Origin of the sequence: Paenibacillus sp. PK4536 (genome assembly GCF_028594455.2) — a bacterium.
GTDB lineage: Bacteria > Bacillota > Bacilli > Paenibacillales > Paenibacillaceae > Saccharibacillus > Saccharibacillus nuruki.
In genome coordinates this window covers 1,923,034-1,938,718 of sequence record NZ_CP126313.1, presented here as the reverse complement: position 1 = coordinate 1,938,718, position 15,685 = coordinate 1,923,034, and the positions used below count along the sequence as shown (strand labels likewise).

General features: G+C 42.1%; 13 protein-coding genes and 1 riboswitch. Of the genes, 1 reads left to right on the top strand and 12 read right to left on the bottom strand.

What is annotated here, in order from left to right:
• Positions 1–834: 834 nt before the first annotated feature.
• From purF to PO903_RS08760, 11 genes are all read right to left on the bottom strand, one after another.
• Positions 835–2,313, bottom strand: coding sequence for an amidophosphoribosyltransferase (purF, locus tag PO903_RS08810; protein ID WP_273593169.1), 1,479 nt, complete (start codon positions 2,311–2,313; stop codon positions 835–837).
• Positions 2,298–4,544 (bottom strand): phosphoribosylformylglycinamidine synthase subunit PurL, encoded by a 2,247-nt coding sequence (gene purL, locus PO903_RS08805; protein ID WP_069328923.1) that lies wholly within the window; start codon positions 4,542–4,544, stop codon positions 2,298–2,300. The genes purF and purL overlap by 16 nt, the downstream gene beginning before the upstream one ends.
• Positions 4,522–5,211, bottom strand: coding sequence for a phosphoribosylformylglycinamidine synthase subunit PurQ (gene purQ / locus PO903_RS08800; RefSeq protein WP_069328922.1), 690 nt, complete (start codon positions 5,209–5,211; stop codon positions 4,522–4,524). Before purQ ends, purL begins: the two co-directional genes overlap by 23 nt.
• A 4-nt stretch (positions 5,212–5,215) precedes the next feature.
• Positions 5,216–5,461 (bottom strand): phosphoribosylformylglycinamidine synthase subunit PurS, encoded by a 246-nt coding sequence (gene purS, locus PO903_RS08795; protein ID WP_273593168.1) that lies wholly within the window; start codon positions 5,459–5,461, stop codon positions 5,216–5,218.
• A gap of 527 nt (positions 5,462–5,988) precedes the next feature.
• Entirely contained in the window at positions 5,989–6,882 is an 894-nt protein-coding gene (locus PO903_RS08790) for a phosphoribosylaminoimidazolesuccinocarboxamide synthase (RefSeq protein ID WP_273593167.1), read from the bottom strand.
• 19 nt (positions 6,883–6,901) lie between these two features.
• Positions 6,902–8,197 (bottom strand): adenylosuccinate lyase, encoded by a 1,296-nt coding sequence (purB, locus tag PO903_RS08785; RefSeq protein WP_137225845.1) that lies wholly within the window; start codon positions 8,195–8,197, stop codon positions 6,902–6,904.
• Positions 8,198–8,201: 4 nt separating this feature from the next.
• Positions 8,202–9,371: a 5-(carboxyamino)imidazole ribonucleotide synthase gene (purK, locus tag PO903_RS08780; protein WP_273593166.1), complete on the bottom strand. Its 1,170-nt coding sequence runs from the start codon at positions 9,369–9,371 to the stop codon at positions 8,202–8,204.
• Complete coding sequence (gene purE / locus PO903_RS08775; protein WP_204825659.1) at positions 9,368–9,853, bottom strand: 5-(carboxyamino)imidazole ribonucleotide mutase; 486 nt, start codon at positions 9,851–9,853, stop codon at positions 9,368–9,370. Before purE ends, purK begins: the two co-directional genes overlap by 4 nt.
• A 267-nt stretch (positions 9,854–10,120) precedes the next feature.
• Positions 10,121–10,222, bottom strand: a riboswitch (purine riboswitch).
• Positions 10,223–10,466: 244 nt separating this feature from the next.
• On the bottom strand, positions 10,467–10,907 hold the full coding sequence (locus tag PO903_RS08770; RefSeq protein ID WP_069328916.1) for a universal stress protein: 441 nt from the start codon (positions 10,905–10,907) through the stop codon (positions 10,467–10,469).
• 262 nt (positions 10,908–11,169) lie between these two features.
• Positions 11,170–11,451: a DUF1294 domain-containing protein gene (locus PO903_RS08765; protein ID WP_069328915.1), complete on the bottom strand. Its 282-nt coding sequence runs from the start codon at positions 11,449–11,451 to the stop codon at positions 11,170–11,172.
• 43 nt (positions 11,452–11,494) lie between these two features.
• Positions 11,495–13,699, bottom strand: a complete 2,205-nt coding sequence (locus PO903_RS08760; protein ID WP_273593165.1) for an alpha-galactosidase — start codon at positions 13,697–13,699, stop codon at positions 11,495–11,497.
• 361 nt (positions 13,700–14,060) lie between these two features.
• Here PO903_RS08760 and PO903_RS08755 point away from each other — a divergent pair, with 361 nt between their 5' ends.
• Positions 14,061–14,870, top strand: coding sequence for a MurR/RpiR family transcriptional regulator (locus PO903_RS08755; RefSeq protein ID WP_137225839.1), 810 nt, complete (start codon positions 14,061–14,063; stop codon positions 14,868–14,870).
• An 88-nt stretch (positions 14,871–14,958) separates the two neighbouring features.
• Here the strand turns inward: PO903_RS08755 and PO903_RS08750 are convergent, their stop codons facing one another.
• Positions 14,959–15,681 (bottom strand): N-acetylmannosamine-6-phosphate 2-epimerase, encoded by a 723-nt coding sequence (locus tag PO903_RS08750; RefSeq protein WP_273593164.1) that lies wholly within the window; start codon positions 15,679–15,681, stop codon positions 14,959–14,961.
• Positions 15,682–15,685: the final 4 nt, after the last annotated feature.

The following is a 15,685-nucleotide window of genomic DNA, read 5'->3' as shown; positions in this document are numbered from 1 at the left end:
GCTTCGCTCTTTCGAACAATCCTTTTCCTCTCCGCTTGAGCGTGGTTCAACTTTTCTAAAGGCAGACCCTAATTCTCTAAGGTTGTTTTGGTAATGTAATGAGGCTCTACTTCGTAATCGCTGGTTGGATTGTATATAGGTTCGTAGTTGTTGCTTGTTGAACAAGTGTATATTTTTTAATTTAAATAGATATAAGTGATGTTTGAGAAATTGCTATTTATATTGAAAACTCAATTCATTTTTTTAGAAAGTCTAGCGCTATTCAACATAGACTCATAGTAGGTAAAAATATAATAAACATTTAGAGAACATGCATACTTTTCATAACTTCCAAAAAGCTTAGATTGCTTAAATTTTCTGTTCATACTTCAACAAATAATATTGAATATCATTCCATACAAAACCTCTAAAACCTAGTAATACTATACATATGATACAAATAGATATCTTTTTTAAATCCATCATTCTAAATGTTCAAGAAGTTCTAAAATCCCTACTGTGAGGACGACAGGACAATACAGTGCCTTACCATTCTTCCAACTTGCACCAAAAGAGTAGCATCAACATCCACTGCTTTAGATCATTCTGATCTACCCTGCCACCCCCACTAGATCGAACTTTGCATCACTCTGAAATGGTGGCTTTTGAGCATCGGAGCGACGGGACAGGAATGAATCTGTGAGAAGCGTAGCGTTCGCCTTTAAGATTTGGATATCAACCGCTTGGCGGTTAATCAAGATATCCAAGTCTTACCAGCGATCGGGAAGATCATTCCTGTCCCATAGCGGTCCCTAGCTCAAACGCCAGCTACCTTTCCAGATGTAAAGCCTTCGACTAACATCCACATCCGAATTGTTCTTCGCCGCCGAAGTCCGTTTGAGTTGGATAGTCGTTGTCGAAGCACGCCATGCACATGCCACCTTTGTAGTCTGTGCTGTTGTCGCCACCGACAGCTTTGATCAAGCCTTCAAAGCTCAAAAAGGTAAGTGAATCGGCATTCAGTTCTTTGCGCATTTCTTCAATCGACATCGTGGAAGCAATCAGTTCACGGCGATCCGGTGTATCAATACCATAGAAGCATGGATTTTTAAAAGGTGGGGAAGTGATACGTACATGCACTTCTGTAGCACCTGCATCACGTAGCATATTGACGATACGACGTGAAGTGGTTCCGCGTACAATCGAATCATCGATCATCACGACACGTTTACCTTCCACCACACGGCGTACAGCACTAAGCTTCATTTTGACACCTTGTTCACGTAATTCTTGACTTGGTTGGATAAATGTTCGTCCGGTGTACTTATTTTTGATCATCCCAAGTTCATAAGGGATACCCGTTTGTTCCGCGAATCCGATAGCGGCTGAAATACTGGAATCTGGTACACCTGTCACTAGATCAGCATCGATAAATGATTCCTGTGCCATCACAGAACCCATCCGTTTACGAGCGGCATGTAGATTCGCACCGTTCATATCACTATCCGGCCTTGCAAAATAAATATATTCCATCGAACATAGCGCTTTACGTTGCGGTTCGATATAACGATCTTCGATCAATCCATGTTGATCCAAAATCAGTAATTCGCCAGGTTGAACATCTCGTACTAACTCTGCACCAATCGTTTCAAGAGCACAGGTCTCCGAAGCAAAAATATATGCTTCACCCAGACGACCCATCGTGATTGGACGCAATCCGTTAGGATCAGAAGCAACAATTAATTGCTTATTGGTCATAATCATAAAAGCAAAACCGCCTACAATTTGTCGGAACGCATCTTTTGCCGCTTCGACCAGAGGCTTGTTGGAACGTGCGATTAAGTGAGCAACCACTTCTGTATCACTCGTCGTTTGAAAAATAGAACCCGCTTCTTCTAGCTCACGCCGAATCTGCGGAGCATTCACAATATTACCATTAGTGGCTAGTGCCAATTCACCTGCACGATAACGGAATACTAATGGTTGAGCGTTGGTAAGACGACTATCTCCACTGGTCGAATAACGGACATGACCAATCGAGATATCACCTGTTAATGAACCTAACGTATCTTTATCAAAGACTTCTTTAACCAGTCCCATACCACGATGATAATGAAATTGGTTACGATCACTTACACATAAGCCTGCGCTCTCTTCCCCGCGATGTTGAAGCGCATGTAATCCATAATAAGAAAGGGAAGCGGCTTCGGAATGTCCGTAGACTCCGAAAACACCGCATTCTTCTTTTAATGTATCAAAAATATCATTTGGACCGGTGCCTTGATTATAGTAATCACCTGTCCACAACGTCTGTTTGTTTAATTCATCAGACATGGAATCGCATCCTCCCAGACTTGACGCAGATTGTTCACCTGCTCTGCCAAGACTTGTTTGCCGTCCACTTGGATTTGAAGTTCTGTTCCTTGTACTTGACCGATACGACGTACAGGTACACCTTGAGATTGAATATGACTTTCTAGAGCATCTGCTTGTGCAGGTGTTGCTGATAACAAGATACGAGATTGACTTTCGCTGAATAACAGTAGATCATGACGCAAGTTGTCGCTGTTGAGTGCTACGCTTGCACCTAATTTGCCGCTAATGCAAGACTCTGCTAAAGCTACAGACAATCCACCTTCAGATAGATCATGTGCAGATTGAACCAGTCCGCTTTGAATCGCACTCAGTACGCTACCTAGCAATTTCTTTTCGATATCCAAATCTAATGCTGGTGGGCGACCTTCTGTCACCTGATGAATCACTTTCTGGAATTCACTACCGCCTAATTCTGCAAATGTATCTCCCAGTACAAAAATAACATCGCCTTCGTTTTTGAATCCTTGTGTAGTGATATGATCTGTATCATGAATCAATCCCACCATACCCACAACAGGCGTAGGGTAGATCGCTCCACGAGTATTTTCATTATAAAGGCTGACATTACCGCCGATGACTGGAGTATCCAGTACACGACAAGCTTCTGCCATACCGTCTACTGATTTTTCCATTTGCCAGAAAATATCTGGTTTTTCAGGACTACCGAAGTTGAGATTATCTGTAATGGCAAGCGGCTCCGCACCCGAGCAGACAATATTACGAGCCGCTTCGCTGACAGCGATTTTACCGCCTACTTCTGGATCAAGATACACATAACGTCCATTACAATCGGTTGTCATGGCGAGTGCTTTGCGTGTACCACGAATCGTGATGACGGCTGCATCTGATCCTGGACGAACGGCTGTGCTTGTACGCACCATATAATCATATTGATCATAGACCCAAGCTTTGCTTGCTACCGTTGGTGAAGCTAGAATTGATTTCAATGCACCACTGAGATCAGTCACTTCATCATAACGATTGGTATCCACATGTGCTTGTTGCTCATAATACGCTGGCACTGAAGAAGGCTTATCATAAATAGGGCACTCATCCACTAGAGCATGTACAGGCATATCGCCTACCACTTCGCCATGATGCAATAGTTTCAATCGTCCATCATCGGTTACTTTACCAACTTTGGCACAGATAACGCCCCAACGTTCAAAGATCTCCATCGCTTGTGCTTCGTCTTTCGGCTCCACCACGAACAACATCCGTTCTTGAGATTCAGAGAGCATCATTTCATAAGCTGTCATGCCATCTTCACGCTGTGGTACTTGATCCAGATACAATTCTAGACCATTCCCTGCTTTACTTGCCATTTCCGCACTTGAACATGTTAGACCTGCTGCACCCATATCTTGAATCCCTAGCACAATACCGGAATCAATCAATTCCAAGCAAGATTCCATGACCAGTTTCTCCATAAATGGATCACCGACTTGTACTGCGGTACGACGAGCTTCTGATTCTTCTGTCAATTCTTCAGAGGCAAACGTAGCTCCATGAATTCCATCACGTCCTGTAGGAGGCCCTACATAAAATACAGGGTTACCTACCCCTTTAGCGACACCACGTTGAATTTTGTCATGATCGATTAATCCTACACACATCGCATTCACAAGCGGATTACCATCATAACTTTCATCAAACATCACTTCGCCGCCAACCGTTGGAATCCCGATACAGTTACCATAACCTGCAATCCCGGATACCACATGCTCGAACAAATATTTCACACGTTCACTTTCGAGTTTACCGAAGCGCAAAGAGTTCAATACCGCTACAGGTCTTGCTCCCATAGAAAAAATATCACGAATGATTCCACCTACACCTGTTGCCGCTCCTTGAAAAGGTTCAACCGCAGAAGGGTGATTATGACTTTCGATTTTGAAAACAACAGCTTGATTGTCACCGATATCGACAATCCCTGCACCTTCACCCGGTCCCATCAATACACGAGGTCCAGTTGTAGGAAAGCGACGTAGTAACGGTTTGGAGTTTTTGTATGCGCAGTGTTCCGACCACATTACACTAAATACGCCGATTTCGGTGTAGTTCGGTTTCCGTCCGAGAAAACCGCAGATCAACTCATACTCGCTATCCGATACACCCATTTGTTTGTATATTTGCTGGTCTGCGACTTGCTCCGCCGTCGGTTCCTTAACGGATGTTTGCTGCGTCATGTTGATCCCTCCAAGCTTTCAAAATAGATGTAAACATTTTTTTACCATCTGCTGATCCTAACAATTCATCCACTGCACGTTCAGGGTGAGGCATCATGCCTACAACATTGCCACGTTCATTACAAATCCCTGCAATATCATGTAGCGATCCATTCGGATTATGTCCATATTGGAAAACGATCTGGTTATTATCTTTTAATTGTTTTAACGTCGCATCATCACAATAGTAGTTGCCTTCACCGTGAGCAATCGGAATCGTAATTTCTTCACCATCTGCATAATCACGAGTAAATGGAGTCTGGTTATTCACGACCGTTAGCAATGTATCATGACAACGGAATTTCATCGATTCATTACGAAGTAAAGCACCGGGTAACAGACGAGCTTCAGTCAAAATCTGGAATCCATTACAAATCCCAAGTACATATTTGCCTTGTTCTGCGGCTTTAGCCACTTCAGTCATCACCGGAGCAAATTGAGAAATCGCTCCACATCTTAAGTAATCTCCATACGAAAAGCCACCTGGAACCAAAATACAATCATACGCTGATAAGTCTGTCGCTGTGTGCCACACATATTCTACCGATTCCCCTAAAGTGTCTTCAACTGCTTTGAAGCAGTCAATATCACAGTTAGAGCCCGGAAATACCAAGACTGCAAATTTCATGGATTTAACCCTCCAGTTCGAAACGGTAATTTTCAACAACCGTATTAGCTAGCAACTTCTCGCACATCACTTTCAAGCGTTCTTCTGCTTCTTCACGATTATCTGTATCCAATTCAATCTCCATGTACTTCCCGATGCGAAGACTCTCGACTTCATCGAATCCTAAAGAATGAAGTGCACCTTGAACAGCAACACCTTGTGGATCAAGTACGCTTTGCTTAATGGTCACGTAGACAGTAGCTTTAATCATGTTATTTTTGTTCCTCCTTAGATTAGGTGATGCTGAGTTAATATTGCTAGGTGTATCAGGTAGTGATTACTTTAAATTGAGAACTTTGAAAATGAATGACTTGGTGATTCTATAGATACCTCGCTATGGTCACAGATGATTCTGGTCCCTTCGCTTGGAATGAAGAATCACTTTATTTGTACTTAGTGTGTAAATGCTTAGTTTAGAGCAAAGAGCTACAATTCTGGTTGATAGTTCAGATCGCGATCTCAATCAGATGGAGAAGTGAGCAGAAAATATCACTTGGTAGACTGCCTTGATATGGATAGTCTACATAGTGAACACCATGCTGTCCTTATCTTTTCTGCCCCACCCCTAACGAGCGCCAATTGATCTCGATCCGGGCGGAGCGGAGGAAAAGAAATCATCCATAAGAAGCGTAGCGTTCGCCTTTAAGAATGAATATCGACTGCCAAGCAGTCATTCCAGATATTCATTCTTAACAGCGATCGGCAGGATGATTCTTTCCCGCAACGGCCCCCCAAGGATCAAACCAATTTCGCCCCTGTCAACTTCTGATAGATGGCTAGGTAGCGGTCGGATGTGGCTTGGACGACGGATTCTGGTAAAGGAGCAGGTTGGCTGTTTTTATCCCAATCTGTGCCTGCCAGATACGTGCGTACCGGTTCTTTATCCATACTGTCGATTTCGATATCCAGTGCATAATTATTCTTCGCCCAGAAGCGTGAAGAATCTGGCGTGAAAATTTCGTCGATTAAGACGACTTTGCCATCAATCAATCCGAATTCGAATTTGCAATCTGCTAGAATAATATCGTGTTGATCACAATACTGACGGGCATATTCATAAAGTTGAATACTTTTGGTTTTCAATTCTTCAGCAAGTTCTGCACCAATTCGATTTTTCATGTCATCAAAAGAAATATCTTCATCATGACCAGTATCATTTTTGGCAGCCGGGGTGAACAACGGATTAGGGAATACACCATTTTTACGCAAGCCTTCAGGAAGGGTAATCCCATTCACTTGACCGGTTTCTTGATATTGTCTCCACCCACCGCCTGTAATATAACCACGTACTACACACTCCATATCGATACGTTCCGCTTTGCGTGTGACCATAATGCGGTTACGCAGTGCTTCCGGGTCACGCACGATATCGCCTAATTGATCGACATCGATATGTACGACATGGTTATCAATCAGGTTGTTGGTTTGTCCGAACCAGAAAGCACTTAAGCGGTTCAACACTTCCCCTTTGTGTGGTACAGGTGGATCAAGTACATAATCAAAAGCAGAAATGCGATCAGTAACGACTATCAGATAGTGCTCGCCCAGATCATACAATTCGCGTACTTTTCCTTTATAGATCAGCGGTGCATTAACCAGATCAACAGCTGTTGTGACGGCTTGCGATATCATGTGTAGTGTCCCCTCTTTCCTATTCCAGACCGAGTTTTTTGAAAATCGTATCGACATGTTTCAGATGCCATGATGGGTTGAATGCTTCTTCAATTTCTTCAGCATTCAATAGTTCTGTTATTGCAGGAGTTTCCAAAATAATATCTTTAAACGAACGTTGCTCTTCCCACGCTTGCATTGCACGAGGTTGAACTGTATCATACGCTTGCTCACGGCTAATACCTTTATCAATTAATTTAGTCATCACACGACCGGAGAAAGGAACACCGTACGTGCGTTGAATATTGCGTTGCATATTTTCAGGGAATACCGTTAAGTTTTTGATAATGTTACCAAAGCGATTCAACATGTAGTTCAACAACATCGTTGCATCTGGCAAAATAATACGTTCTACCGATGAATGTGAAATATCACGTTCATGCCACAACGTTACATTTTCATACGCAGATACCATATGACCACGGATTACACGAGAAAGACCCGAGATATTTTCAGAGCTAATTGGATTACGTTTGTGAGGCATGGCAGATGAACCTTTTTGACCTTTAGCAAAAGCTTCTTCGACTTCACGCACTTCACTCTTCTGTAGTGCCCGTACTTCAGTTGCAAATTTATCAAGCGATGTTGCTACCAAAGCCAGTGTTGCCATATATTCAGCATGACGATCACGTTGTAACGTTTGTGTAGAGATGGGAGCCGCTTTGGTACCTAACTTGTTACATACGAATTCTTCTACAAAAGGATCAATATTCGCATATGTTCCTACAGCACCAGACATTTTACCGTATTGAACGTTGTCGGCTGCATGACGGAAGCGCTCCAAGTTACGTTTCATTTCTTCATGCCATAATGCCATTTTCAAGCCAAATGTTGTCGGCTCTGCATGAACACCATGCGTACGTCCCATCATCGGTGTATCTTTATAAGCGATCGCTTTATCTTTCAAAATTTCGATAAAATTGATAATATCACGTTCTAAGATTTCATTGGCTTGGCGCAAAAGATAACCAAGTGCTGTATCCACCACATCTGTTGATGTTAAGCCGTAATGTACCCATTTGCGTTCTTCGCCTAAGCTTTCAGATACTGCACGGGTAAATGCAATCACATCATGACGTGTTTCTTTTTCGATCTCATAAATGCGATCCATATCAAAAGAAGCACCTGCACGTAATTTTTCTACGTCTTCTTTTGGAATAACGCCTAATTCCGCCCATGCTTCACAAGCGCAAATTTCTACTTCCAACCAAGCTTTAAATTTGTTCTCTTCACTCCAGATATTTCTCATTTCAGGTCTGCTATAACGTTCGATCATAAGTTTATTCGTGCCTCCATATATTCGTTTGGTCTATCCATGCCAGAGCATCTTCTATATTATGACACAGCACATTGATATGTCCCATCTTGCGCTTGTGTTTGGCTTCTTCTTTCCCATATAAATGGTACTTAGGGTTCACATGTAGTGATGTTGTTGAGAGATCGACCTGTATCATCTTTTCAGTAATTGCAGGAATATGTTCTCCCAGAATATTGACCATCACTACAGGTGAGCGCAATGCTGTACTTCCCAGAGGCAATCCGCAGATCGCTCTTACATGCTGTTCAAACTGTGACGTCTCGCAAGCTTCAATCGTATAGTGACCTGAATTGTGCGGACGAGGTGCTAATTCATTTACATATAACTGCCCATCTTCGGTACAAAATAATTCAACAGCCAGCAGTCCCACCGCATTCATAGACTCTGCAATAGCTGCTGCCATTTGTTCCGCACGTTGTTGTATTTCTGCCGATACACGCGCAGGTACAATCGAAAGATGAAGAATATTATCCACATGAACATTTTCAGATACAGGAAATGTCTTGATCTCTCCATTGGAGCTACGAGCAGCAATTACAGACAATTCACATTGGAAATGAATAAATTGCTCAACCACTAACTCTGTTCCTGCAACACTTAATTCGTCATAGGCTTGCTGGGCTTGCTCTTCATTCCGAATCACAAATTGCCCTTTGCCATCATAACCGCCTGTTGCTGTTTTGAGCACACAAGGTGTTCCGAATTGCTGTACCGCTTGTAACGTTTCTGCTGCACTGCGTACTTCCATATAAGGAGCTACGGTTGTGCCTGCCGCTTCAATCGCACGCTTTTCACGTAATCGGTGTTGAGTCGTGTATAACAATTGACTCCCCTGGGGTACATACGATTTCTGCTCTAACAATGCCGCTACATCAGCATCTACATTTTCAAATTCATACGTAATCACATCTGCTTGGCTCGCTAGCATTTCAGCAGCTTGTGGATCATCATAACGTCCTACGATTTGCTGACTGACCTGACCGCAAGGTGCATTGGTCGCTGGGTCCAGTGTAATAAATTGATACCCGAGCGGTGTTCCTTGCAGAACCATCATGCGTCCCAACTGTCCGCCGCCTAGAATCCCTATCGTAGAACCCGGTGGAATCAATTTAGAAGATTGAATATCACTCATAGCGTATCACTCGAAGCGATCACTTCTAGACGAATTCGTTCACGTCTAGCTTCTGCACGCTTCATAACTTCAGGGTCAAAAGCACCGATCATCTGTGCCGCTAACAATCCTGCATTCGTGGCTCCTGCTTTGCCAATCGCTACAGTAGCTACTGGAATCCCGCCGGGCATCTGGACGATTGATAATAAAGAATCCAGACCTTTCAATGCCGCCGATTGTACAGGTACACCGATAACAGGCAATAATGTTTTGGCTGCGATCATGCCCGGTAAGTGAGCGGCTCCACCTGCACCTGCAATAATCACTTTAATTCCACGCTCTTGCGCTTGCTCTGCAAATTCAAACATCAAATCCGGTGTACGGTGAGCAGAGACTACTTTTTTCTCATAAGCAATTTCGAGTTCATCGAGCATCTGACAAGCATGTTGCATCGTTTCCCAATCTGATTTGCTACCCATAACAACAGCGACCTGTACCGACATGTTATAACCTACTTTCCAGGATAAAATTAATCTATCGTGTTCGATAAGTAATCTGTAATTGTATTTAGCATAACATTCACTTGTTCTCACAATGTTAGCACCGCTTTACACGAAAAAAATCCGCAGATCCTGTTAGAAATATGTTCATTTCCAGGTTCTTCGGACTTCAGGGAGCTTAACAGATCATATATATTGCATCCACAGTATAGATAGCCCTATCCCTTTCAAAAAAAGTATAAGGTCTACCATCAAGACTGCAATGACATAGATCGATCTGTTTACTCTCGTAGTCCGAACATTTACGGTATTCGGGTAGAAACGTCCGGGCCATATTCCCGGTTTTATACGAGTCATTATTTCATACGTTTGATAAGCTTCATGTGTTAGTGTACCAATCTACAACACATCATGTCAACTTAAAGACGAACGTTTTATGATACTAATATTATATTGTTCGTATTTAAAGGCTTTCATCTTTGATTTCTTTCGTACTTGTTCCCTATCAAAATAAAAAAGACGCATAGAACCGTTGTCGCTTGGACAATCATTCTATACGTCTTCAGAGGGCTACAAGTGTAATGCATACCTTTTAGATCTACTGATAGCTTTGGTGTTACTTCACAATCAATACTGGGATTTTAGCGTGTTGTACAACATTATGACTCACACTACCCAATACAAATTCACGAATACTACCGAGTCCACGACTACCAATAATGATCACATCGCAGTGGTTCGCTTCTGCATACTCTAGTATGTTTTGTGCTGCTGCACCTTGAATCATTTCCACACTGATCGTATTGCTAATTCCAGCTGCTTCTAAGCGACGTTTAGCTTCTTTCGCTGTTTGTGTCGCTAATTCATACAATTCCTCGTTAGACGTTGTCGGTACAGGTACAATACCTTCTCCTACAAAATAACGTGGAAAATCAAACACATGAATTGCATGAATTTCAGCGTGTGGCGCTGCTGTTGCAAGTTCAACCGCACGATCTAGTGCTTTGTTAGATGCTTTGGAACCATCGTATGCTAATAAAATTTTGGAAAATAACATATTATCCATCTCCTCTATGCCAGTGGGTATCCATTGGTGGTGTGATTATGCTGCATCTGGATTTCTGAGATCAGGATTCTGTAGGATATCTGTTGTTATGTAAGACGGGTCAACAGAATGAAGATATCATCCATCCATAACACTTAGACCATGATCGTAAGCGTTATACTTTCAGTATACTCCTTTATTACCCGTTATGCTCATTTCATGAAACGAAACAAAGACCTGATAACGAATCATCAGGTCTTTGCTCTTCTAATGTTTACCGTATCCATGTCATCCAGATATAACCGTACACCACAATATTTAAAATCAATAACAATGGCACACCGATTACAAATGAACGATGTTTGGTTTTGTGGCGCTTGGTCATCATCGCAATCCAGATCCCCAAAGCTCCGCCGATAGCCGCCCAGATAAACAATGTTTTCTCTGGTATACGTTCACGAGTACGATGACGTTGTGCACGTTTTTTGTCTGTGACCATCACGATATAAGCAATAATATTGACAATCAGCAGCCAGACCCATAATACCTGTTCCATTTCTGTCTGCCTCCATTGATTCAATCTCTACAGTGTAAGTGTACTATTCCACCGCTTTGAATACAAACAAAGCACTATAGAAATCGGCTTGTGCATAAGGAGCAATCACCCCGTGATACATCAATTCATCACCAGCATAAGTGTTAGCATCTGTAACACCATTTACAGACATCGAGTAACGACGATGTGGATCAAGTCCTTTTAATTTCAGACGACGAAGCGGTCCATTAGGAACACTTAACACTTGGAAATAACCTGCAAAAGCTTCTTGTTGATCTTCTGAGACAAACATCCAAGAGGTAATATTACTTTCAAAAGGACTCAGCAAACGATAAAACTGACCGAATTGAATCAGCTCTCGTAACTCTTTATATTGAGCCACTTGCTCTTTCACTTCTTGTTTTTCTGTATCGGTAAGCTTCGTCAGATCAAGTTCATAACCAAAGTTACCGGACATGGCTACATGACCACGAGTCGTCAATGGAGCCATACGCCCTACTTGGTGATTCGGTATATCTGATACGTGAGCACCCATCGCACTTGCCGGGTAGACCATACTTGTACCGTATTGAATTTTCAGACGTTCTACTGCATCTGTATCATCACTTGTCCATGTTTGTGGCATATAATATAGCATTCCCGGGTCAAATCGACCTCCACCACCAGAGCAACTTTCGAATAGGATATGTGGGAATGTTGATGTTATCTTTTCTAAAACACTATACAGTCCAAGCATATACCGATGTGCTGTTTCCCGTTGACGATCCGCTGGTAACAGTGCCGAACCGATCTCGGACATATTACGGTTCATATCCCATTTCACATACGTAATTGGAGCAGAAGAAAGAACAGCGCTCACAGACTCTACAATATAATCGCATACATCTTGACGCGAAAGATCTAGAATCAATTGCTCCCGGCCCATCGTACGACTGCGATCAGGTACATGTAGACACCAATCAGGATGTGCACGATACAAGTCGCTATCTGGAGAAACCATTTCAGGTTCGAACCATAATCCGAATTGCATTCCAGTAGCTGTGATTTCTTTTGCCAGCTTACCTAGCCCTTCTGGTAATTTGCGACGATCTTCCACCCAATCACCAAGTGAAGTACGATCGTCATTACGATGACCGAACCAACCATCATCCAGTACAAATAATTCAATACCTAACTCTTTTCCAGCAGCTGCTATTGACTTGATCTTAGGAGCGTCAAAGTCAAAATAAGTCGCTTCCCAGTTGTTAATCAAAATAGGACGGACTTGATCACGATGTGTTCCGCGGCTTAGACGCGTACGATAAAGCTTGTGATAAGTACGAGACATACCACCTAATCCTTCAGAAGAATGAACCAGCACCGCTTCAGGTGTTTGGAACGTGTCACCTGCTTCTAATTTCCATTCAAAATCAAATGGCGATAATCCGATCTGCATACGTGTAGTATGGAATTGATCCACTTCAACTTGAGCGACAAAGTTACCGCTATACACAAGACTCATTCCATAGACTTGCCCTTGATCTTCATTTGCATCTTTACCGAGTAAAGCAATAAACGGATTTTGCTGATGGCTACTCGAACCACGTTTACTTTCGATCCGTTGTAATCCTGGAGTGAGTGGACGGTAATGCACATGACGTTCACGCGTCCATGCACCCGACAATTGCATCATACGATATTCATCATCTGCTAGATCGACACTACTACTAAGTGCACGCTGAATCTGAATCGTCTCTGCACCTTTATTATCAAATTTCACAGAACGTGTAATCGCATTCAATTCGTTGAACACCGTATAGCTTACAACAGCTTCAAGTCCAGTCAATGGATCACGCAAAGTAATTTCCAGTGTATCTGCTTCATTTTCCTGCTCTACATACGTAGCTGGTAATCCTTCAAGTGTTGGTTTGCCTGTTGTAATGGTATGACTCACATAATGAAGATCGTTAACCGTAGTTCCATTGCTATGTTTAGCTTCAAAAGCAGGCTCACGATAATCTCCGCGACCGTAACCAGGGTATTCTTGTGGCAACGTATCAAATGAGAAATCACGATCATCTGCATGATAGTTCGGGCTAAATGAAGCACGCTCGACTTGTTGCAATAGACTGCTGATCGATGTTCCTTGTAGACGAGGTCCCCAATATAAGTGAACTAAATGCGTAGATTTAAGTAGTTGAATCACATAACTCGTTGAACGAGATTGTAAATGGAATGTAGATTGATGAGTATCATAAAATATAGACATGGAATAATCCCTTTCTGATGGCTCGGCTCAGTACCGAATATCCAGTTATTCTATCGTGTTCGTTTTTATTCTAACGGTAAAATAATAAAAAGCACATAGCATAATTCCATTATTTGATGGCACAATCCTATAATATAGAGATCATTCTACAAACTATACTATAATAGAAAGAAATCAACTGTTCGATACTTACATAAATGCAATGTAAGATATTTTGCTAATGCAAAAATCATTTTTTATCGAAGCTGAGTTGCGCTTATACTGCCAAGCGCTTAATGTAAGATATTTTGCTAATGCAAAAATCATTTTTTATCGAAGCTGAGTTGCGCTTATGTTGCCAAGCGCTTAAGGAGGATTACAGATGGCTCTCAATGTACTGGATGAACTTCAATTACGATATCAACAATTATCGACCAAAGAAAAAGAAATTGCTGACTACATCATGCTCCATAAGAATTCAATTCATAATATCAATATCCGCGATCTCTCTCAGCGTACGCAAGCTTCAATGTCTACGATTACTCGCTTTTGTCGTAAAGCAGGATTTAGTAACTTTATAGATTTCAAGCTTAGTCTTAACCGAGAAGTCGATATTCCGCGAGATGAACTTAATTTCTTTGCACAGACAAGGCATTTATATAACGAGATTATTATGGCGACTGCGGATATGATCAAGCCACAAATGATTGAAGAAGTTGTTCAACAGATTAAGCAAGCACGACGTGTCTATGTGTATGGATTAGGAAGCTCAGGATTATCGGCTTTGGAATTTAAGTACCGCTTAATGCGGATGAACATCTTAATCGATGCTGTAACCGATTCGCATATGATGATGATGAATGCGTCTTTAATGGATGAACAAGATTTGGTAATTGGATTGTCCAACTCTGGTCATACTACTGAAGTAAACAGTGCGCTACGAATCGCCAAAGCTAATCAAGCTCAGATCGTCGGTATTACCAATTTTGATCATACTCCATTTACAGAAACGACCGATTTGTGTCTGTTTACACCTGGATTACAGCGAATGGGCGATATTCCTTTTATCAATAGTCAATTAGCGATTATCTATGTACTAGATATGATCTCCATGCTATTACTGCAAAATGAAGAACTACTATCAGCACGTCAACGTACACTCCATGCCCTATACAAACAAGATCCATCTTAAAGGGAACATAAGAAAAAGAACCGGATATCGATCATCTCCGGTTCTTTCTTTAGATTTGCTATCCATTTTTTGTTACATAAAATAAGGATCAAAGTCTATTTTGTACAATCGATGCCGAACGAACTTCTTTCATTTTTTCCATAAAGCGTGCTGTAATCTGTTGCGGACGCGTAATCGCTCCACCTACCACTACACTATACACACCAAGTTCCAGACAACGTGCTGCCATCTCTGGTGTCATAATATTACCTTCAGCTACAATAGGTGTTTTGATCTGGCGAATCATCTCTTTGAGAATAGCAAAATCATTCTCGTACACTTTCTGATGTGAAGTCTGCTCGGTATATCCTACCAGTGTAGCCGATATCAGATCAAATCCTAGCTGTTCCGCCATGATTCCTTCTTCGACAGTCGATACATCTGCCATCAATAACAATTCAGGATAAAGCAGACGAATCTGTTTGACCAAATCTGCAAGCGCCACACCATCCGGGCGAGGACGTGACGTTGCATCTAATGCGACAATCTCACAACCTGATTCTGCTAATTCATGAACTTCAGTGATCGTAGGTGTAATAAATACAGGATGATCTCCATAGTTACGTTTGACGATTCCGATCACAGGTAGAGGCACCTGTTGCTTAATTTCTTTGATATCTTGCACTGTATTAGCTCGAATACCGACAGCACCGCCTTCTTGCGCAGCCACTGCCATTTTCCCCATAATAAAAGAACTATGCAGAGGTTCATGTTCCAATGCCTGACAAGATACGATTAGCCCCAGCTGTAATCCCAATGAATCCAAATCCATACTA